Source organism: Candidatus Amarolinea dominans (assembly GCF_016704685.1).
Classification (GTDB): domain Bacteria; phylum Chloroflexota; class Anaerolineae; order SSC4; family Amarolineaceae; genus Amarolinea; species Amarolinea dominans.
In genome coordinates this window covers 23,189-43,909 of record NZ_JADIZS010000038.1, presented here as the reverse complement: position 1 = coordinate 43,909, position 20,721 = coordinate 23,189, and the positions used below count along the sequence as shown (strand labels likewise).

Annotated in this window: 19 protein-coding genes; 9 read left to right on the top strand and 10 right to left on the bottom strand. The window is 65.3% G+C overall.

Annotation, left to right across the window (positions count from 1 at the left end):
• Nucleotides 1–237 precede the first annotated feature (237 nt).
• The 4 genes from IPF85_RS20125 to IPF85_RS20110 form a co-directional block, all read right to left on the bottom strand.
• Nucleotides 238–1,290 (bottom strand): alpha/beta hydrolase, encoded by a 1,053-nt coding sequence (locus IPF85_RS20125; RefSeq protein WP_343409849.1) that lies wholly within the window; start codon nucleotides 1,288–1,290, stop codon nucleotides 238–240.
• Nucleotides 1,287–2,513: an AI-2E family transporter gene (locus IPF85_RS20120; RefSeq protein WP_343409848.1), complete on the bottom strand. Its 1,227-nt coding sequence runs from the start codon at nucleotides 2,511–2,513 to the stop codon at nucleotides 1,287–1,289. The genes IPF85_RS20125 and IPF85_RS20120 overlap by 4 nt, the downstream gene beginning before the upstream one ends.
• A gap of 112 nt (nucleotides 2,514–2,625) precedes the next feature.
• Entirely contained in the window at nucleotides 2,626–4,320 is a 1,695-nt protein-coding gene (locus tag IPF85_RS20115) for a DUF6798 domain-containing protein (RefSeq protein ID WP_343409847.1), read from the bottom strand.
• Nucleotides 4,321–4,332: 12 nt separating this feature from the next.
• Nucleotides 4,333–5,250, bottom strand: coding sequence for a GNAT family N-acetyltransferase (locus tag IPF85_RS20110; protein ID WP_343409846.1), 918 nt, complete (start codon nucleotides 5,248–5,250; stop codon nucleotides 4,333–4,335).
• A 261-nt stretch (nucleotides 5,251–5,511) separates the two neighbouring features.
• Between IPF85_RS20110 and IPF85_RS20105 the strand changes: the two genes are divergently transcribed.
• From IPF85_RS20105 to IPF85_RS20085, 5 genes are all read left to right on the top strand, one after another.
• Nucleotides 5,512–6,909: an AAA family ATPase gene (locus tag IPF85_RS20105; RefSeq protein WP_343409845.1), complete on the top strand. Its 1,398-nt coding sequence runs from the start codon at nucleotides 5,512–5,514 to the stop codon at nucleotides 6,907–6,909.
• Nucleotides 6,910–6,953: 44 nt separating this feature from the next.
• The gene (locus IPF85_RS20100; protein WP_343409844.1) at nucleotides 6,954–9,257 is read left to right on the top strand and encodes an FG-GAP-like repeat-containing protein; all 2,304 of its coding nucleotides are present in this window, start codon (nucleotides 6,954–6,956) and stop codon (nucleotides 9,255–9,257) included.
• Nucleotides 9,194–12,121: a VCBS repeat-containing protein gene (locus IPF85_RS20095; protein WP_343409843.1), complete on the top strand. Its 2,928-nt coding sequence runs from the start codon at nucleotides 9,194–9,196 to the stop codon at nucleotides 12,119–12,121. Before IPF85_RS20100 ends, IPF85_RS20095 begins: the two co-directional genes overlap by 64 nt.
• 251 nt (nucleotides 12,122–12,372) lie before the next feature.
• Nucleotides 12,373–14,235: a hypothetical protein gene (locus IPF85_RS20090; protein ID WP_343409842.1), complete on the top strand. Its 1,863-nt coding sequence runs from the start codon at nucleotides 12,373–12,375 to the stop codon at nucleotides 14,233–14,235.
• Nucleotides 14,236–14,501: 266 nt separating this feature from the next.
• Complete coding sequence (locus IPF85_RS20085; protein WP_343409841.1) at nucleotides 14,502–14,672, top strand: hypothetical protein; 171 nt, start codon at nucleotides 14,502–14,504, stop codon at nucleotides 14,670–14,672.
• Here IPF85_RS20085 and IPF85_RS20080 read toward each other — a convergent pair.
• The gene (locus tag IPF85_RS20080; RefSeq protein WP_343409840.1) at nucleotides 14,641–15,069 is read right to left on the bottom strand and encodes a hypothetical protein; all 429 of its coding nucleotides are present in this window, start codon (nucleotides 15,067–15,069) and stop codon (nucleotides 14,641–14,643) included. The two genes, IPF85_RS20085 and IPF85_RS20080, sit on opposite strands and share 32 nt — an antisense overlap.
• A gap of 394 nt (nucleotides 15,070–15,463) precedes the next feature.
• On the opposite strand from IPF85_RS20080, the gene IPF85_RS20075 reads away from it, so the two are divergent.
• From IPF85_RS20075 to IPF85_RS20060, 4 genes are all read left to right on the top strand, one after another.
• Nucleotides 15,464–15,652: a hypothetical protein gene (locus IPF85_RS20075; protein WP_343409839.1), complete on the top strand. Its 189-nt coding sequence runs from the start codon at nucleotides 15,464–15,466 to the stop codon at nucleotides 15,650–15,652.
• Between the two features lie 154 nt (nucleotides 15,653–15,806).
• Nucleotides 15,807–16,190: a hypothetical protein gene (locus IPF85_RS20070; protein WP_343409838.1), complete on the top strand. Its 384-nt coding sequence runs from the start codon at nucleotides 15,807–15,809 to the stop codon at nucleotides 16,188–16,190.
• A 114-nt stretch (nucleotides 16,191–16,304) separates the two neighbouring features.
• A complete protein-coding gene (locus tag IPF85_RS20065) occupies nucleotides 16,305–16,790 on the top strand; it encodes an SH3 domain-containing protein (RefSeq protein WP_343409837.1) in 486 nt (161 codons plus the stop codon).
• Complete coding sequence (locus IPF85_RS20060; RefSeq protein WP_343409836.1) at nucleotides 16,750–16,995, top strand: L,D-transpeptidase; 246 nt, start codon at nucleotides 16,750–16,752, stop codon at nucleotides 16,993–16,995. The genes IPF85_RS20065 and IPF85_RS20060 overlap by 41 nt, the downstream gene beginning before the upstream one ends.
• Before the next feature lie 431 nt (nucleotides 16,996–17,426).
• Here the strand turns inward: IPF85_RS20060 and IPF85_RS20055 are convergent, their stop codons facing one another.
• The 5 genes from IPF85_RS20055 to IPF85_RS20035 form a co-directional block, all read right to left on the bottom strand.
• Nucleotides 17,427–17,918 carry a hypothetical protein gene (locus tag IPF85_RS20055; protein ID WP_343409835.1) on the bottom strand — a complete coding sequence of 164 codons (492 nt, stop codon included), beginning with the start codon at nucleotides 17,916–17,918 and terminating at the stop codon, nucleotides 17,427–17,429.
• A gap of 63 nt (nucleotides 17,919–17,981) precedes the next feature.
• Nucleotides 17,982–18,608, bottom strand: coding sequence for a pyridoxal-phosphate dependent enzyme (locus IPF85_RS20050; protein ID WP_343409834.1), 627 nt, complete (start codon nucleotides 18,606–18,608; stop codon nucleotides 17,982–17,984).
• On the bottom strand, nucleotides 18,605–18,886 hold the full coding sequence (locus IPF85_RS20045) for a hypothetical protein (RefSeq protein ID WP_343409833.1): 282 nt from the start codon (nucleotides 18,884–18,886) through the stop codon (nucleotides 18,605–18,607). Before IPF85_RS20045 ends, IPF85_RS20050 begins: the two co-directional genes overlap by 4 nt.
• Nucleotides 18,870–19,334: a hypothetical protein gene (locus IPF85_RS20040; RefSeq protein ID WP_343409832.1), complete on the bottom strand. Its 465-nt coding sequence runs from the start codon at nucleotides 19,332–19,334 to the stop codon at nucleotides 18,870–18,872. The genes IPF85_RS20045 and IPF85_RS20040 overlap by 17 nt, the downstream gene beginning before the upstream one ends.
• Nucleotides 19,283–20,707 (bottom strand): serine/threonine-protein kinase, encoded by a 1,425-nt coding sequence (locus tag IPF85_RS20035; protein WP_343409831.1) that lies wholly within the window; start codon nucleotides 20,705–20,707, stop codon nucleotides 19,283–19,285. The genes IPF85_RS20040 and IPF85_RS20035 overlap by 52 nt, the downstream gene beginning before the upstream one ends.
• Nucleotides 20,708–20,721: the final 14 nt, after the last annotated feature.

Genomic DNA, 20,721 nt, shown 5'->3' with positions numbered 1-20,721 from the left:
GGCGATTCTTCTCAACGCAAGGACGCCAGGGCGCAAAGGATTTTTTGGGATGGCGCTTACGGGGCTTGCCAAAGGCCCGAAACTGGTAACTGCTCACCCTGCAGGCCGATTTGGACAGGATGAACAGGATGTACAGGATTCTTGCTCTGTGGTGTGCAAAACTACCGCCACGAGAGTTCGAATATCCTGTCAATCCTGTGAATCCTGTCTGAATTCCAGGCAGACCCAGCAGTTACCTCAAGGGACAGAAACTGAAGGCTGGATTTCGCTGATACGCTCCGCAAAGAGTTTGATCCGCTCCCAGGCCTCGATGCTCTCTGGCAAGAGATCGCCGAACGCCTGAAAATCGTGATTCATGGACTCCCAACAATCGAATGTGATGTCTGCGCCCTGGGCCTGCGCCCGCTCGACGAAGCGGATGATCTGATCGGCCAGGATTTCCAGCTTGCCCGCCTGCACGTACACCGGCGGCAGGCCGCGCCAATCCGCGTAGATCGGCGACACCAGCGGATCGCGCACATCGGCCTCGCGGCACAGCCAGCCGGCCCAGCGCAGCACCATGCGGCTCTGCGGAAAGTCGAATGGGTCGTTCTGCGCCATCGCAGAAACCGGCGAAACCGTGTTGCCCACATCGGTCCAGGGGCACAGCGCCACCGCGCCCGCCGGCAAGGGCCATCCCAGGTCGCGCAGCTTCAGGAGCAGCGCCAGCGTCAGGTTGGCGCCGGCCGAATCACCCATGAGGATGAGCTGGCGCGGCGCGACGCCGGCGTCCAGCAGCCAGCGGTAGGCCGCCACCGCATCCTCCAACTGGGCCGGGAAGGGATGTTCAGGAATCAAGCGGTAGTCCAGGGCAAAGGTGCGGGCCGGCAGCGACAGCGCGGCCAGCGCGATCAGGTTCGCATGGCTCTTGCTGTAATAGGCGTAGCCGCCGCCGTGCAGGTAGAGCAGGGTCGCGGCGCGCGCCCCGGCTTTGGGTGTGAACCAATGCCCCTTGACCGGCGCCGTGACCGGCTCGATCGTCACCTGCGACAGCACGGCCGACGGGAACAGCACCGCATCCTCATAGGCGCGGCCTTCCGCCATCGAAGGACAATCGAAGGCGATTTCGGTTTGCCGGCGCACGAACGCCGTGATCACTTCGAATATTGCTGTCCAGCCCGGCGCCCGCGGCCCCTTGATCGCGCGGCGGGCCGACACCGCCAGCAAAGCCGCTATCAGATTCCAAAGCCCGCGGCCGCGGTGCGACCAGCGGCCGGCCAGGATCAACCCTGGCGGCGAAGACTGACTCATTCCTCTTCCTCCAGATCTTGTTGAACAGACGGCCGCGCTCCGGCTTCATCCAGCAGATGCTCACGCCGTTTCGCTTGCTCCAGCAGGACCAGGGTGATCGAATAGGCGGCCGCGGCCAACGGGACGCCGAAGACGAAGCCCCAGAAGCCCATCAACTGCGAGCCGACCATCAGCGAAATGACGATCAAGAGCGAGGGCATGCGCAGCGACCCGCTGAAGATGGACGGCATGACCACATTGAACAGGATGACCTGGAAAACGAGCAGCACCAGCAGGAGCCAGAGCGTGTTGGGCGAGCCTTGCAGGGCCGCGACCAGCACCGGCAGGATCGTGGCAACAATGCCGCCGACGATGGGCACCAGTACGACCAGGCCTGTGGCAACACCAACGACCAGGGCCGAGTCAATGCGCAGGAGGAACATCAGCAGGGAGACAGCGATGCCAAAAATCAGCCCCTGCAGAACGGTACCGCGCAGGAAGCCGCCAAACGTGCGGTCAATGGTCTCGGCGGCCATCTGGTACTCATCTTCATAGCGCTTGGGCAGCACGCTCAAGATGGCGCGCGCAATGGCGCCGCCATCCAGGGTGACAAACAGACTCAGGAAGATGATGATCAGGAATTGGCTGAACGCGGTGGCAATACCGCCGGCCAACCCCAACCCAAATTGCAGGAGGTTAGCGCCCACGAGGGGTACCTGGTTCAGCAGGTCGGCCGGCTGCGGCAAGACGATCAGGTTGGGGTCAAGGTCCAGGCGGGTGATCAGCAACGTGCGCATCTCGTTGAGCCAATCTGTGGCCTGCTGCAGCCACTGCGGCAGATTGCCGGCCTGCGTCTGCATCGAACGCGCCAATTGGTCGAGCTGATGAACCAGCACCGGCGCCAGGGCCAGCAGCGCCAGGCCCAGGCCGGCCACCAGCACCCCGTAGACGACGGCCACCGCCAGGGCAAACGGGAGTTGAGAAGTCTCTGGCAAGCGTGCAGCAAGTTGCCGCGGCAACAGGCGCCGGACGCGGCGCAGACTGAGCTTCCTGCGCTGCAGCCAGGTCACCAGCGGTTGCAGGGCGAAGGAGAGGAGCCAGGCCAGCGCCACCATCAGGATCAGGCCGCTGAACGAGCTCACGAACGTGGTCAGTTTCTCGATCAGGTAGATCGAAACCGCCAGGGTCAGCACGATAATGAGCGAACGGGGTAGCAATTCGGTTGGACGATGATGATCTGGCATGAACAATCCTCCTGATGCGGGGATATTTTAACGCGAAGACGCCGAGATGCAAAGGCGCCCGGCTAAAGCCTCCATTCCAGATGTCTTCAGCGACCACATTTGGAATTCCTGCTCAACCCGGGCTGACCTGGTAGACGCGAAACCACTGATTGCGATAAACAACCGGGAAGGGCAACTCCCGCTCGATGAAAAAAACGATGAAATCGGCCTGATATTTCTGTGCGATCGCGGTCACCTCTGCGGCGCTGAGGTCGTTGTAACGGATGTCGCTGGCGCCGGCCGCGTGCAGGTCCCGCATGCGCTGCCACCAGGCTGCGGTGAACGGCACGCTGAAGTACTGCTGCGTGCCGTCCTTCCATTCGCCCACCACGGGCCGCTGGCTCTCCACGCGGAAGCCGTAGTAGTAGGGCGGCGTGATGAACGCGGCATCCACCGGCGTGTTTTCACGCGCCCAAATCTGCACATCACGCCAGGCGACCAGCAGATCGGCCGGAACGCGGGGCTGGGTCAGGGCGGCCGCGCCGGAGACGAGCAGCGCCAGGAGCAGCGCGGCGGTTGTCCAGCGCACCGCGGCCGGCCAGGCCAGGAAGCGTCCCAGGCGCAGACGCCTTGTCCGCACGATCTGCACCGCGACCGCCCGCGCCAGGCCATCCAGCGGCGCCCAGGAGGCGAGAGCGGTCAGTAGCCCCCCTGCCAGCACGCCTGCGATCCACACGATGGGCCACGGCGCGAACAGCGCCAGCAGCGTCACCAGGCTGCCGGCGCGCGCCAATCCCCCGCGGTCCCAGGTTGTCAGGAACCAGCGCACCACCAGCGGCAGGGCCAGCACGGTCAGGAGCCGTGTGCTGCGGAAGAGCTGCCAGCGCAGGATCGGCCCCAGCGGCCAAACCTCCGCGCCCATGAAGCCGATTGCGGCCAGCAGGGCCACTGCCAGGGCCGCGCCGGCCAGCCAGCGCCCCTGCTCGTTGCGCCGCAAGGGCCACCACGTCAGCCCGGCCAGCCAAATCCACAAGCCAAAGGCGACAAAATCGGTCAGCGGCCAGGTCAGCGGGAAGCTGTGCTGGGATGAGCGCAGGCGCAGGAGATCAATCCAGGCGGGCGTGAGCGGTTCGGCCGCCTGCCATGACCAGATGAGCGTGGGCAGCGCCAGGAGCAGACCGAGCGCGGCGGCCAGCAGGGGCGCGGCCCAGCGGCGCCAGGGCAGACGCAGCAGATCGCCGGCCAGGAGGAGGGCCAGGGCAAAGCCGCCGCTGAGCGCATGCAGGTTGATGCTGAGGCCGGCCAGGGCAAAGGCCAGCAGGCGCCGCTCCAACAGCCCAGCCAGCAAAGCCCACAGCGCCAGCGCCAGGCCCACATGGCGCGGCAGCGCGGAGCGCAGGACGAGATCATCCCCGCCGAGCACCGGCAGCGTGGCAAGCGTGAGCAGCAGGCCGATCAACAGGGGCCGCAGGGGCAGGCGGTCCGGCGCCAGGCGCAGGCTCAATCCCGCGACCGCGGCCAGGTAGGCCAGCAAGGTGAGCAGGTGGACAATCAAAAAGAGGGTGGGAATGGGCGCCAGGCGCGTGGCGAGGGCCAGGAGTTGGAAGTAGAAGGAGGGGTAGCCGCTGCGCGTGGCGAGCATGGGATCGCCGGGGAAGAGGGCTGGGTCGAGCGTCTGTTCGAGGAACGGCAGGTGAACGGCGTGCGCATCCTCGGTGAGGCCAAAGTGGTAGCCGTGCGCCAGGAGATGCAAGCCGGCAAAGAGGCCGATCAGGAGCAAGCCTCCTGCGATGGGCAGCCAGCGGCGGCGGATCATGGTCAGGAACATGCAGCACCCCCCTCAACGCGCCGGCGAAAGGCGCAAGGTCATCACCGGCGTGCGCTTGCCCAGCAGGCGAAAGCCATGCTGGCTGTACAGGCGCTGACTGGTCGGGTTGCCGGCGTTGGTGTTGAGGCTGACGCTGGTCGCGCCGCTGCGCCGGCAGGAGCGCAGCGCGTCGGTCAGCAGTTGGCGGCCGAGGCCCTGCCCCTGGGCGGCCGGATGAACGGCCAGCCGCGCCAGCACGCCTATCTCCCCGCGCACGTCGCTGACCGCATAGCCCATTGCCTGACCTTCCACCTCGGCCACCACCGCATGGCTGCTCATGACCAGCAGTCCGGCCAGGTCGGTCGCGGTCGCACGCCAGGGCGCCGCGAAGGCCGCGCTGTCCACCGCCAGCAGCGCGGCGACCTCGTCGGGTCGCGCGGGGCGCAGCGTGGCCGGCCCCACGCCGTCGCTGGCATGGTCAATCCCCACCCCGCGCTGCATCACCTCCAGATGATCGCTGATCTGAAAACCGAGGCGCAGCAGCGGCGTGTGCAGCCATTCCGCATGAGCGATATGCACCACCGCCTGAGCACGCCGGCCTCTGAGCGCCGCGGCCACAGGTTCCCAGAGTGCGGGCAGGGCTTCTTCGGAGCGCCAGCCGCCCAGCAGCGCACAGCCACGCAGCACAGCCCAGCGCTCGACTGTTTCGCCTGGCAGCGCCGGCTGCGCCAGCAGGGTGGTCAACAGGAAGCCCCACAGCAGCGGCCCGGTTTCCGCGACCGTGCCGCTCGTCTGCTCCGAGGCCAGCAGCCCGGGCAGGTCCTCCGCGCCAAAGTTCAGCGCCCGGCGGCGTGACTGATCGAGCAAGGTCAGGATACGCGCCCCATCCGCCGGCTGCACCGGCCGCACCGCGACATGAAAGGTGTTGGCTTGCGTTTCATGGTCGTTCATGAGGCCAGATTATAGCACAGAAGCCGTTGGCAGACGATTGGGTAGCCCGTTTTATTTGGGCATTTGGACGCGCAGGACCTTTGCGCTATAATGCACCCTATCAACCTGTCAATCATGTCTGCAACGCGTCGCCGATCGAGCCTGTGGCCGGTGATGCGCTTTCATCCAAACCGACCCCCGAACCAACCGTCTTGTTGACCTGACCGATCCTATTCCTGGCGAACATTCGAACCGTCATTGCTGCGTACCCGGAGAACGCCCATGGCCGCCCAATTCATCACACTCAGTCGCCTGCTGACCGAGGCCCTCGATAAAGATGATTTCGAGGCTCTCTGTTTTCAGACCTTCCGTCCCGTCTATGACCAATTTACCGACGGCATGACGCGCGGGGCGCGTGCGCGCCTGCTGCTCGATTACGTGGAGCGCCAGCGCCTGACCGCCGACCTGCTGCGAGAAGTGCGCGACCTGAACAACGCCCGCTATGAGGAATTTACCGAGAGCCTGGCGATCACGCTGCTGGCGCAGTTGACAGCGGCGCCCGGCGCGCGGAGCGACGGCAACCCTCTTTGGCCCGCGCTGCAGCCCCTGGTGGCCGGGCAGCCTCGCCTGCGCCTGGCCCTGGAAGACCTGGCGCAAGCGCCGGGCGATGCTGACCTGCAGCTCATCCTGCGCACCCAGGTGCGCCGCCAGGCGCTGGCCGATGAGGCGCTGGCCGCCGACCTCTATGCGCTGCTTGCCCCGCCGCCCCCGCCGCCCCCGCCGCCCCCGCCGCCGCCGCCCCCGCGGCCGCAAGCGCCGCCCGCGGTGGACGACTTCGTGGGCCGGGCCGACGATCTGGCCTACTTTGGCGACATTCTGCGCACGAAGCATTTTGCGGTCATCACGGGCATGGCCGGCATGGGCAAGACCACGCTGGCCGCGCGCCTGGCGCGGGACTTTGCCGGCGCGGCGTCGCGCATCTTCTGGTATGAGTTCCATGAGCCGTTGGATGTGGACGCGATCATCGTCAAGCTGGCCGGTTTCCTGCACCACCAGGGACGCCCCGACCTGTGGGCAATGGTGGAGAGCGCGCGCCAGCGCAATGCGCGGCCGCCGCACCCCAGCACCCTCTTCGACTACCTGTTCGAGGAACTGCGCGGGTTGGGCTGCATTCTGTGCCTGGACAATTTTCACCTGGTGGACGAAGGAAGCTCCCTGATCGAGCCATTCGTCGAGCGCCTGGCAGATGTCGTCCACGCCGGGGATGTGTCGCTGATTCTGATTGCCCGACGCGTCCCCGATTTTGTCCAAACCGTGCAATTCCGTGCATTGGACGGCTTGTCAGCCGCCGATGCGGGCGTGTTGCTGGCCCAACGCGGCATCAACTTGCCGCCTGAGTTGCTGGCTGCGCTGCACACGCAGGTTCAGGGCAACACCCAACTGCTGAGCCTGGCGGCCGAGCTTCTGCGTCACAGCCACGATCCTGCGACCTTGATTGCCCGTTTGAGCGAACAGCAGGACGTGGAACGCTTCGTGATTCGCCAGGTGGATGAATCATTGTCGGACGACGAACGCACGGTTTTACGCGCGGTGTCCGTCTTGTTGGGCTATCCTGCGACCCTCGCGCCCTCAGCGCCATCCTCAACCGCAGCGGTTTGCGGCGCACCATTCAATCGCTGACCGATCGTCATTTGCTGAGCGGTCACGAAGCCGCGGAGGGGCGTGTGGTCAATCTCCATTCCATTGTGCGCAGTTACTACTACGCCGATCTTGGCCCGGATGACCGGAAAACGCTGCACCGTCGCGCCGGCGCCTTCTACGAAACAGAGCAGCCCGATCCCCTGCTGGCAATCGAGCATTTCCTGCGCGCAGGAGAGATCGAACACGCGGCTGAACTGGCGACCGCCGACGTCATGGCGTTCATCAATCGCGGCCAGGCCCATGCCCTGCCGCGGCTGTTGGTCCGGTTTGCGGATCACCCCCTGTCGGACTTCCTGCGGGCGCGGCTGATCTTGACGGCCGGCGAAATCCATCAGTTCGACAGCGCCAGCGAGGCCGCGCAGGTCAGCTACCGTCAAGTCCTCGAGCTGGCCCGGCGCCTGCCGCCCACGCCGGCGCGGCGCAGCCTGATCGTGCGCGCCTGTCAGCGCCTGGGCGACCTGCTGTCGGATCAGGCGCCCGCTGAAGCCAAAACCTGGCTGGATCGTGGCCTGGAGGAGGTGGGGGCCGACAGCGGATTGGAACGAGCCGACCTGTTGGTGACGCTGAGCACCGTTCAAATTGCGGCCGGCGACTGGGCCGCGAGCCGGGAAGCGGCCCAGACCGCGCTGCAAGAGACGCCCAATCTGCCCGATCAACTCTGGATGCGGGCGCAGCTCAACCTGGGCATTGTGGCCAGCGAGTTGGGCGACCTGGACGGCGCCATCGGCCATACCAGCCAGGCTGCAGACCGCGCCCGTCTGACGCACGACGATTTTTGGCGCGTGACTGCCGAGATGAACCTGGGACTCGACATCTTCACCCGAGGTGACTGGGACGGCGCCATCCAGAGGCTGACCGAAGCCAATGAACTGGCCGGCCGGGTGGGCAGCGGCACCCAGCGCACCCAACTGGCCGTCAATCTGGGCTACCTGCTCTTGCGCCGCGGCGACGACGCCGGGGCTGGGGTGCAGTTGCAGGCCGCGGTCAACCTCGCGCGCCAGCATCAACTCGTCCGGCAGGAGATCGCGGGGTTGCTCAACCTGGCCGAATGGCAGCAGCACCAGGGAGAGTTCGACGCCGCGCTCGCCCAGGTGACCGCGGCCGAGCGCCTGGCCTCGACCACGCATATCCACGGGTTCTTGCCGGAGATCTATCGGCGCCGCGCCCAGATCGGGTTGGCGGCCGGCGACCCGGTCGCCGCGCTGGCTGCCGTCGAGCAATCGCTGGCCGCGGCCGTGGACGCGCCGCTCGAGCAGGGCATGAGCCTGCGGGTGCAGGGCCGCGCCCTGACCGCCAGCGGGCAGTTCGCGGCCGCGGCGGCCGCCCTGGCGCAGCCTGGAGCTCCTGGCCGGCGCGAACCCGTACGAGGCTGCGCGCACGCAGTTGGCCTGGGCACGGCTGCACCTGGCGCAGGGCGACGCCGCGGCCAGTCAGCCGCTCTTCGACGCGGCCGCCGAGTGCTTCGAGCGGCTGGGCGCGCAGCGCGATCTGCAAGAGACATGGACTGCAAGGAGGGACGCATGAACACCTTGAACCTTCGACGACGGCTTCGCCTTGTGGGCGCACTGGCCGTTTCCACCGCGTTGACCCTGGCGCTGCTGGGGGCTTTGTTCCTGGCCTTGCGACCGCCCGCCGCTTCGGCCTCTGGCCCGGCGCCCATCGCCGCGTGGGGCACGGGCCGCGAACCGACGACCAGCCTGGCCGTGGGTGACATGGACAACGACGGCGATCTCGACCTGGTGGTGGGCAACCAGGGTGAGGACAACCGTATCTACCTCAACAACGGCCGCGGCGGCTTTCCCACCGAGGTTAGGGGGACGATCACGCTCACCAATTCATCCCCGACCAGCGTGATCGCCGTGGCCGACCTGAATGGCGACGGATGGCTCGATGTGCTGGCGCTGGCGCCTGGGGCGCCGGCGCAGCTGTATCTCAATGCGCACCGGGGAACGTTCACGTCCAGGTTGCTGCTGACCATCACGTCACCCCTGACGCCTGCTCTGGTCATTGGCGACCTGGACGGGGACGCCGATTTCGACCTGGTCGTGGGCGGCGCCAACGCCATGACCCGCGTCTACCGGAACGACGGCCACGCCGGTTTCAGCCCCGCGCCAGCCTGGCTGACCGCGACCGAGGCCATGAGCGCCACGGCCATGACCCTGGCCGACGTCAATGGCAATGGCGATGGCGATGGCTCGACCTCGTGCTCGGATTCGATGGGCGGCCGGTGCAGGTTTTTCTCAATCGAGGCGGTGCAGGTTTTGTGCCGGCGAACACGATCGGTGAGGCGCGTGGTCGCGTGGCCGCGTTGGCGGCCGGCCATCTGAACGGGGGCGGAACACCCGACCTGGCGATTGCCTACTCGGATCTGCAAAGTAAGAGCCAAAGCATCGAAGTTTACACGACCACGGTCAAAGGGGAGCTGGCCGTGTTGGCCGGGCGATCATCGTCCCTCTCATTCTCCAACAACGACGCGCCCATGACCCTGGCGTTGGGCGATGTCAACAACGACGACGCGCTCGATCTGGCGGTGGGCTTTGGCGAACGCAGCGGCAGCGCCGCCACCCGCAATCAGATCTTCTTGAACGACGGCCGGGCGCGTTTCGCGCAGGACGACGTGCAATACTTTGGCTCTGGCGCTGATCGCACCTACGCGGTGGCCCTGGCCGATCTCGATGACAACGGCTCGCTCGACTTCATTGCGGCCAATTACGGGGAGCGGCATCGCATCTACTTTGCCCAGGCCGGGACGCCGCAGCTCGTCTTCGCCCAGGCTCAGAGCGGAGAGTCGCGCCCATATAATAGTCTGGCGCTGGGCGACCTGGACGGCAACGGGACGCTCGATGCGGTGGCCGGAGTAAACCCAGAAGGCCAGCTCAGCTATCTGGGCGAGGTTCGAAAACGCTTTGGCATTGCTGCCACCACCATGAGCCTGGCCCTGGCCGACCTGGACGGAGACAACGACCTTGACGTCATCGCCGGCAATGCAAGCGGTCAGCCCAATTACGTCTACTACAATGACGGGGGCGGCTCTTTTGTGGATGAACCTCTGGCCCTGGGCAACGCCTTGAGCGATACGTGGGGCGTGGCGGTGGGTGATCTCAACGGTGATCAATGGCCCGACATCGTGGCCGGCAGCAAGCGCCAGAACGCTATTTACCTCAACAATGGTAAAGGTAGCTTTCCTGTTACACCCACCCAGGCCCTGGGTAGCCCCACCGATCCCACGACCAGCGTGGTTGTTGGCGATCTCAATGGCGATGGCTGGTCCGACATCGTCGTCGGCAACGAAAACGCGCCAAACGCGGTCTATCTCAATGATCGCACGGGCCAATTTCCTGTACAACCAAGCCAGCGGTTCGGCAGCGAGTTTGAAAGCACAAAATCGCTGGCTTTGGGGGATCTCGACGGTGATCGCGATTTGGACCTGGTGGTCGCCAACTTCTTTGCGCCCAATGTGGTCTACTTCAATGACGGCAATGGCTTGTTTTCCACGGAACGAGCCATCTACTTGGGAACCATGAACAACAAGACCTACAGCGTGGCCCTGGCCGACTTCGACGGCGATGGCAGCCTCGACATCGTGGCCGGCGCCTGGGCAACGTCCAGCGACATCGGGATGTTGGCGCTGGACAATGTCATCTTCCTGAACGACGGGCAGGGCGGTTTTTCGGACGCCGGGACGTTGATTCTGACCCGTGGCAAGCACTACACGCGCGCCGTCGCCGCGGGAGATTTGAACGGGGACCGCAAGCCCGACATCGTTTTCGCCGATCGCTACAACCCCAACGATGGGACGGGCCGCCTCATGTTCTTCACCAATCGGCGTCGTGGTGAGCGAGCCGATGCGCAGACGATTCGCCTGAAGACCACGGCGTTTATCACCAACGAACAAACGCTCTCGGCTGCTCACCCGTTGACCTATTCCCTGGCGGTGCCCAATGGCGGCTGTGATTTCAACGGGATGCTGAAAATTTCCCTTGACGACAAGGCATCCTGGCCCATAACCACCGTCGTTACTGTTGGCCAGAACATCTCGCAGAGCCATATCTCCGCCACTATGACAGCCACGAGAACCCTGACCTGGTCCCTGCCAGATGATCTAAATAAGAAATGGCTTGATGATATTGACCTGCACCTCGTGCTAACATCCACGGTCAAACCATGCCCGAATCGGCCTCCTGGGCCTTATCAATACAGCAGTCTCCGTCAGGGCCGGGTGAGTATCCCCATCGAGACCCCCCTGCAAGTGCTGAGCGGGGCAACGAAGATCACGAACGCGCAGGTGTATCGCCAGGCGGCCGGCGAGCGCCTGGCTGCGCCTCTCAGCGACCCCTTCGGCAGCGCTGATCTGAACCACTACGATCGCTTGTTTGCCCTGTGGCCGGTAATGGAAACTACCCAAACGGTCACTCTGTCGCCGTCGCTGGCGCTAACCCAAGTGCTGTCCGTCACGCGCGCCAGCCTTCTCTACACCAGCGCGCCCATCATTCCGGCCAGCGACTCGAGCAGCCAAAACGCCATGCCGCGCGTCACAACCGGCATCATCACGGTCTCCGCGCCGGGCACGCAAACGCTGACCATCGCATCGAGCAATCCCTTGCTGCTCTTCAATCTAAGCGTGGCCCTGGAATGGGACGCGCACAATGACCGCCAGTACGTGGAGCGGCTGACGGCTGACCTGGTGCGCGCGTCGGAACTGCTGTATGACTGGACCAACGGCCAGGCGGCGTTAGGCCAGATCTCGCTGACTCACGATGCCATGCAGCAAACCGCCAACGGCAGCAACGCCTGGCTCGATGCGGATGTGCGCATCCATGCCACCAACCGCCTGCGCCCCAACGCAACCCAGGGCGGCATCGTCAGCGCGGTCATCAGCGACCCGCTCAAGTCGGACATTGCCTATGGCCCCGGCGCAGTCGAAATCGGCGCGGCCTGGAACCGCTTTGGCGACGCCGCGGCCGGCAACCTGGACGAAGATTGGCCGCGCGCCCTGGCGCACGAGCTGGGGCATCTGCTCTTCTTCCTGGATGACAACTATCTCGGCCTGGATGAAGAAAAAGGCCTGCTGAAGCCGGTCAGCGACTGCTCCGGCGTCATGGCCGACCCGTACAAGGAAGACGATGACAAGGGCAACGGCGAGTTTCACCTGACAGGCGACTGGAAAATAAAATGTGGGAACCCTCTCTGAGAAGGGCGCCGGCCGGTCGGATTGGGAGACGATTCACGCGTTCTATCCCTGGCTGCAGGCGCCAATAACGAACACGGCCGGGCCGGATATTCTACCGTTCCGCGTGACGCAGATCGCCAGCGAGACATGGCCTGCCGACCAGGTCGCCACCCTGGCAAGCCCCAACTTACCTGTTGGATGTCGCCGCACGCCCGGTTCAGCCCGGCCCTGGTGCGCGCGCCTTTCTGTACAAGCAAGGCGATAAGCGCATTGTGGATCTCGGCCGGCCGCAGCTCGACCAGGTGCAGGCACGCGGCGCGCAGGTCGGTGACACCCTGTGCGTGATGGATCAGGACGCCAACCGGCAGGGATGTACGACGGTGCAGGAGCGGGGAAACCAGGAGATTGTGCTGGTCGCCCTGGCCGCCGACTGGCATCCCGAGGTGACGGTCAGCCCCCAGGTGACGGTCAGCCCCCAGGTGACGGTCACTTCTGTCAACTCAACAACGATCATCACCACTGTCATGGAGATCACGCTGAGCGGCGTCCCCACCAGCGGGCACTACAGCGCAACGATCGTTCCGAGCGACGCGCCATTGACGGAGACCAAACGTATCACGCTGGAGCGCAACGGCGACGTTTTCACAGCCAGTCTGCCGTTTGCGGGCAGTGTCGGATTCATTGACATCACAACGGGTAACAGCACGCTCTGTCTGAATGACCCAGAAGCCCGGACCGGCGCAGAGTCCTGCCGCATCACGCTCGACCTGACGGTGAACGGCAGCCCGGCAAAGATCGCGGGCACAGGGCGCCTGGCGAAGATCGCAGGCACAGGGCGCCTGGCGCCGGTGCTCTCCAGCGACGGGCAGGCCATGCTCTTCGGCCGGGACCTGGCGTTGGACGAAACACACCTCGCCGTGCTGCAGACGGCAGTCAAGATCCCTGACCTTCCTCCCTGGGCCACGCTCATCGGCCATGCCTATCGCCTGGCAGCCACATCGAATGTCATCCTGTCCAAGACATCGCTCAGCATTGGCTACCTCGGCAACGAGGTGCCGCCCGGCGAGGAGCCATTCTTGCGTATCCACCATTGGGACGAGAAGAATAGTAAATGGCAGCCGTTGACGACCACCCTGGTCATGGCTTCCAACAACGCCGTCGCCGCCATCCAGGAACAGGGGCTGTACGCGCTGCTGTCGAGCACGGAAATCGCGCTGCAAGGCGCCGGCTGGCACGCCTTCGGCTATCCCGTGTCGGAGCCGCCCACCCGAACGATCGCCGATGCGCTGGCCTCGCTGCCGGACGGCGCGTTCACCCTGGTCTACGGCTACACCCCAACCCTGGAGACCGATCCCTGGCAGGTCTACGCGCCCGGCGCGCCGGCCGGGTTCAACACCCTGCAGGAACTGCGCTTCGGTCAGGGCTACTTCATCCATACCACCGGCGATGCCGTCCTGCGCTTCAAGGGATTATCGCCTTTTGCCGAATCTGCATCCAGGCAGGTGACGAACACGGTTTCTGATAGGGCTGGCTTATCAAGCGAGCGCAAGAGCCTCGTCAGCCCACCCGCGCTGATCACCGGCACGATCGAGCCGGGCAGCAGCTTCTCCCCCACGGCCGGCCTGACCCTCACCGCCTGGATCAAGGGGCGGGCGTGCGGAGATGGCTCAACATTGGTGATGACCAACGGCATTAGCTACATTGGCTACAGCGTCATGGTGCGGGCGGCAGATGAGGACCCCTGGTCAGGGTGCGGCGTTCCCGGCGCGGTCATCACCTTTTCCCTGGAATCACCCGCGCTGGCGCTGAGCGCGCCGACGCCGGTGACCTGGAACAACAGCGCGGCGACGGCCGTTACGCTGACGGTTGCGACCGCAAAACAATCGAACCCTGAAGAGCCGTCTGCCTGCGCCAACCTCCTGCGCAACGGAGATTTCGAACAGGCGGGCGACTGGACGCTCACGACCACGGACAGCACGGCCCGCTACACCACCGCTGAGGTGCATGCGGGCAGCCGCGCCTTGCAGTTGGGGCTACTGCCCAACGGCAGTCCTGGCTCTCATCCTGCCGTCCCAACCTTTTCGACCGCGGCACAGGATGTGCGCCTGCCAGCCAACGCGAGAAGCTCACGCTGACGCTGTGGGCAAGCCGGGCACCGGGATAGCAGCGGCGACTATCAGCACCTGGCAATCTTGAACCCAAGGCAACAGCGGCATGATCGCTGAGCTGTGGCGCAAGCTGGAGAATCAGAACGACTGGCAGCAGCTCAGTTTCGATCTCACGGCTTACCGCGGAACGTGATGTAGGCTCGCGGCGCCCCCCCGGCGCCGCGGGCGTGTTGTGCTGAGGTGCGTAACGACAACCGGAGCGAACCTGGGCGACCGCACCTGGATGTTTGTGGATGATATATGTCTCGAATCTGATTGATCAGCGGCCCTGCACCTTCAAGGCATCGGCCATTGAGGTCAATCATGAGATGGGGCTGGCGAGCCAGATGCTCAATCCAGCCCATCACCTCGGCTGCATTACGGGCTTCTTGTTCATCTCGCTGCCGACTGCTCATCCTGGCTGATTCCTCCATGTCCGTTGGTCTCGACCCAGAACGCCTCGACCACCGCTCGCACTTCGGGCAGTGACAGTTGGTTGCCTTCGAGATGGTTGGTGTGATAGATCGCCTCGACAATCAGCTCCGCGGCGCTGACGTTGGTCATTGATCGGGCTGCGCACCTGTTGAGCCAACCCGCTCGCAAGCGATCAATTCTCGCCAGAATGTCCTCCAACTCCGGCGTCATGGTCACCTCCGCCCACGCTGCGGATTGAGCACGTGGACGCCCACGCGCCTCGCCGGCCAGTTCGACAATCAGCACCCCTGAAAGCGCAGCGCGTGTAGTGAGCCAGGTTCCACCGCTCTTGCGCGACGAGCCGTCCCGTGCGAGCATAACGCAGCAAGTTGCTGCGATCGAGTCCATGACCCATTCCTGCCAGAACAGACGCCTCGGGCAGGGTAATAACCTCTTGTAACACATTCTGAGTGAGCATGTTTTCATGACCTCCGTTATGAGAACATTTTACATCAATTGTTGTAAAACAGCAAGGCCGGCATCTGCTCCATTTTCGCTTTGTCCCTCGTCCCATGCTAAACTACGGCGCAGGACAGACAACGCCCGTCCGACCGCACCTGGCCCTTGACACATTCAGAAAGGAACCAACCATGCCAACTCCGATCCGCCTGCTTGTCCAGCCTGGACAGGAACCCCAGATGGTGCATTTTCAACTCGCGCTCAGCGCCGCGGCCCTGGATGAAGCGCATCGCGGGCGCCGGCCCGCCTGGAAACCGGCGACGGTCACGAGTTCGACCTGGGGATGGTGGCCGCGCCCGCGCCCACGACCTGGCGCGAACAGCGCATCCTCGACCTGGCCGATCATGCCTATGACCAGGCCGCGCCCGCACGCGCCCGGCTGACCTGGGGGGAGTTCAGCGCGGAGGCTGAGGTGACGCCGACCGCGGCCCGCGGCGCTCTGCGGCCGCGGCCACGCCGACCGTCACGCTGACGTTGCGGCCCGATGACCAGGAGCCGCTGCGCGCAAGGGCTGAGGTCGCGTCCACGGGCTGGCCGCCGATCATCGTCTGCGCCTGACGCCGGCGCGCCGAGCAAGTCCATTGGCTGACAGGCGTGCTGGGCACACAACAAACGGGCGCTTGACCGTGGAATACCCGAAACCGGGTATCTACTGGGTGGCGGTGGATTGGCTGGATCATGACGGCTTCTGGCTGGGCAATCTGACCGCGCAGGCGCTGACCATTGCGGACCCGGTGCCGGCGCAGGAGATGGCGATCTTGAACCGCTGGCTGGCCGCGGCGCCGCTCACCGCGCCGCCAGAGGTGGCTCAGACCAGTGTGCCCTGGCAGCCCTATCGCCACGCCCGGTCGGCCTGGAACTGGGCGCACCTACGCCGCTTTCCGGCAGCAGCCGCGTGGTGCGCAGCCTGGCGGCCGGCACTTACCTGGCGATTACGGCCGAAGCCTGGGTGCATGATGCGCTCTGGTACCGTTCGGCCGGGCAGGATTGGGTTCCGGCCAGCGCGGTGACCATCATGACGCCATCGAGCCTGGCCGGGTGGAGTTGGGCAGCGAGACTACGCCGCCGCCCCCCCACCGCCGCCGTCAGGCCGCCGCGGGGTCGTCACCGCCAGTGTGCTGAACGTGCGCGCCCGTCCTGGCGTCTTTGCCGACAACCCGGTGATTGACCGCCTGCTGGCCGGCGCGGAGGTCAACATTCTGGAACAGGCCACGGTCAGCACCGCGGTGTGGTATCGCATCGGCGAACGGCGCTGGGTTCACAGCGGTTGGGTGCGCCTGCTGCCGGCCGCGGCCGAACCGGCCAGCGCGGTCAGCACGGTCGCGAGCGCGGCGCAGTTGCCCGTGGGATGGGTGGTGTCCACAAGCATCTACGTGCGCAGCGGGCCGGGTACGAACTACGCGCAGGTGGGCGAAGTCACCCACAACCAGCGCGTGAACATCCTGGAGAGCGCCAGCGTCGGCGGCGCTACCTGGTATCGCATCGGCGAGCAGCAGTGGGTGTACGGGCAGTGGGTTGGCGTGGCGCGGGCGCACACGCCCGGCCGCGATTCGCAGCAACGAGTATTGGGTGGCGGTCAGCCTGCGCGATCAGACGGCGGTGGCCTATGAGGGCGACCGGCCGGTGTACGCCGCGTTGGTGGCGACCGGCCTGCCCGGCACGCCGACCGTGCAGGGCATTTTCCGCACCTGGCTGCGCCGACCCGGCGGCCGAATGGCGGGCGGACGCCCCGGCGCGGGCTATTACTATCTGGAAGAGGTGGTGTGGACCGCGCTTTTTTACAGCGGCTACGCTGCATTCGGCCTACTGGCATGACGCGTTTGGCGGCATAAGCAGTCACGGCTGTGTCAATCTCAGCATGTATGATTCGTGGTGCTCTACAACTGGAGCGCAGCCGGTGGTGCGCGCAGTCCGGCTGTGGTGGGTGGACCGCGGCTTGATGCATCGGGCCTCCACCTTACCTGCCTCTCCTCTCCACGTAGTGGAGAGAGAGAGGGGTGGAGAACCCGGCTATTCTGTCCGGGAGAGGAGAGGGGTGGAGAACCCCGTTATTCTGTCCGCGGAGAGGAGAGGGGGTGGAGAACCGCGTTAATCTGTCCGCTGCGCGGAGAGGAGAGGAGAGGAGAGGAGAGGAGAGGAGAGGAGAGGAAATCCCTCACCTGCCCTGCGATGTTCCGATCGCCTTCTTTACTGCGGCCAACGTCGGCTCGATGATCGTCGCCTGACCACTGGCCTTCATCGCGCTGCTAATGTCCTTCAGCCCATTGCCTGTAATCATCAGCACCACCGTCGCCCTCGGCGTCGCTCCCCGCCCCCTCCGCTCCCCCCTTCCCCTCCCTCCGGTCTCCGATCTCCGATCTCCGATCTCCGATCTCCGATCTCCGGTCTCCGCTCTCCGATCTCCGATCTCCGATCTCCGATCTCCGATCTCCGATCTCCGATCTCCGATCTCCGATCTCCGATCTCCGATCTCCGATCTCCGATCCCCGATCTCCGATCCCCGATCTCCGCTCTCCAATCTCCGATCTCCGATCTCCGATCTCCGATCCCCGCTCTCCAATCTCCGCCATCAGCCCCGCCAGCGCCGCGCTCCGGGCTTGCTCCGCGAAGACGCCGGTCAGCCGAGCCAACAGCGGGATCGCGGCCAGGATTTCGGCATCCGTCACCTGGATGGCCTTGCCGCCGGTCTCTCGAATGGCGCGCAGGCCGCGCAGGCCATCGCGGCAGGTCGGCCGCAATGCTGTCGGCCACGGTGGTCGCCTGCACCGGGGGTGATGGTGTCCGCGCCGCTGGCCCACGCGCTAGATGGCAGATGAGCCGCTGGCCTGCACCGCCATCAGCCTGGGCAGCTTGTCAATCCAGCCCAGCGCCAGCAAATCCCGCAAGCCGCGGTGCAGCCCGGTGATGATGTTGCCGTCGCCCACGGAGACGAAAATGGCGTCCGGCGCCTGCCACCGCAACTGCTCGCAGATTTCGTACGCGGCCGTCTTCTTGCCCTCCACCGTGTAAGGATTATAGCCGGTATTGCGGCAGTACCAGCCGAACTCTTTGGACGCGGCCAGGCAAAGCTCGAACGCGGCGTCATAGTTGCCATCCACCAGGAGGACCGTGGCGCCGTAGGTCAGCAGCTGCGCCACCTTGCCAGGCGGCGCGGTTTTGGGCGCAAAAATCACCGTCGGTTGACCGATGCTGGCGGCCAACCCGGCCAGCGCGGCGCCGGCGTTGCCCGTACTGGCCGTGGTGACAACGGCCGCGCGCTGCTCCTGCGCCTTCAGCAGCACCAGCGCGCTGGCGCGATCCTTGAACGACGCGGTAGGGTTGCGACCATCGTCCTTGACGACCAGGTCGGGCAGGCCAAGCTGCGCCCAGGGCCGCCGCGTGATAGAGCGGCGTGCCGCCGACGTGCAGCGGCGGCACGGGAGCGTCACCCGCGACCGGCAGCAGCGCCCGGTAGCGCCACATGGACGTGTCCCGACTGGCCGCCAGGGTTCGCGGCGAGAATGATGTCGGCCATGAACTGGGCGTGCAAATAGGCGGTGATGACGCCGCCCTCGTTGGGAATCGGATCTACGCTCTCATTACCGTTGATGTCCTGACCATCCAGAATACGTTTGGTCAGCGTCGCGGCCTCACGCACCGCGGCATTCACCGCGCCCAGGTCGGTTGTCTGGGCAATTTGCAGCGACAGGTCACGCAGACTGATCACCCACTCGCTCACGTTCTGGATGGCAATTTGCACATGCTGCGCGCTGCCTGATAGCGTCCGTGGAGTCAGGCGTACTGCCGGCGAGGCTGGCATGTTCCAGGGTTCCCTGAATGTAGCCCACGTGCGTGCTGTTGGGCAGAAGGCCAAAGCCATCGCCGAGATTGGACACGACCCCGTCGCCGTTCAGATCGCCTGCGTGCTCGCCCGCGCCCCCTTCGATCAGGCCGATGATGCCCTCCGCAATCTGCCTGACCTGCTGCAGGTCCTGCGCCTGCAGCGCAGCCATTTGGGCAGCGCCGGCCTCCTGCAGAAGTTCCGCCTGGACGCGCAGGCCCACGGCGTAACCGATGCTGTCCGGCGTGTCTTCACGAGCCACGAGGACGTGGCCGATATGCATCAGGGCCTGCGCGGGCAACTGGCCCTGCCACAGGACAGTCGCCCCCGGCATCGGGTTGTTGTCCGGCGCCGATTCAATGGTGACCGCGACCGCGTCGAAATCGGCCAGCAGGATGCCGCTGTTGGGATCGGCGAAACTGAGCGTGCCCTGGCCGTCTGTGATCGGAATGATGCCCATGCTCTGGCGTCGTTCATCGCCGCGCAACAGCCAGACTTCGTATTGCGTCCCGGGGCTGGTGCGGGGACGCCGTTCAACGTCGCGGTGGCCTGATCGGAAAGCGCCGCGCCATCGCTGAAGCGCACGAGGGACAGGTCAACCGTTGGCATCCCCATCTCGCTGACTTGACCGGCGCGCAACAGCAAGAAGACACTCACGACCGCGATCAGCGCCAGGGCCGCCAACGCGGGCAGCAGCCAGCCGCGCGCGGCACGGCCGGCCGGAGGGCTGGCGGGGAGCGGAGCGGGCGTCTGGCTCGGCGGGGTTGACCTGCTCGCCGTGGGCGCAGCCGTGGCCGCGTGTGCCGTCGGCTCGCCTGACACCATCGTGGCCGCCGGATCGCGCACGAACAGAGCGTTCACCAGCGTGATCTCTGAACTGGTCACGGCCGCCTGAAACGCGGCCGCCAGTTCGCTCACGCGGTTGAAGCGGGCCGCGGGGTCTTTAGCCAGCGCCTTCTGAATCACCGCTTCGGCGGCCGGCGGCAACTGTGGGTTGAACTGGCGGGGCGGCGGCGGCGGCTGCGAGATATGCTGCATCATGACGGCCGTGGGGGAATCGGCCTGGAAAGGCACACGGCCGCTGACCATCTCGTACAGCACAATGCCGAGCGCGTACAGGTCACTGCGCGCATCCACCGGCTGACCCATCGCCTGCTCCGGCGCCATGTACGCGGGCGAACCCATCACGCTGCCGGTGGCGCTCAAATGCGCCACCTCGCTCAGGATTTTCGCGATACCGAAATCGGTCAGGACCGGCTCGCCCTCGGCCGTGAACATGATGTTGGACGACTTGATGTCGCGATGGATGGCATCGCGCTCGTGTGCATAGTCCAGGGCCGAGCCTAACTTCGTCAGCAGGCGCGCCGTTTCATCCAGCGGCATGATGGCGCCCCGGCTGCGCCACTGCAGCAGGAGATCGTGCAAAGTGCCGCCATTGAGATACTCCATGACCATGAACGGCTGCTCGTTTTCGATGCCGAAGTCGTAGAGTTGAACGATGTGAGGATGGCGTAGCGAAGCGACGAGTTGCGCTTCACGGCGAAAGCGCTGATCGAAGCCATCTTGACTGGCCAGGTGCGCGTAGATGACTTTGATCGCCACCGGGCGATTGAGAAGCGGATCGTTGGCTTCGTAAACCTCGGCCATTCCCCCGCGGCCCAGGCGGCGGGTGACAACGTAACGACCAAAAGATTGGTTTGGCGGCATGAGCCGGCGTCCTT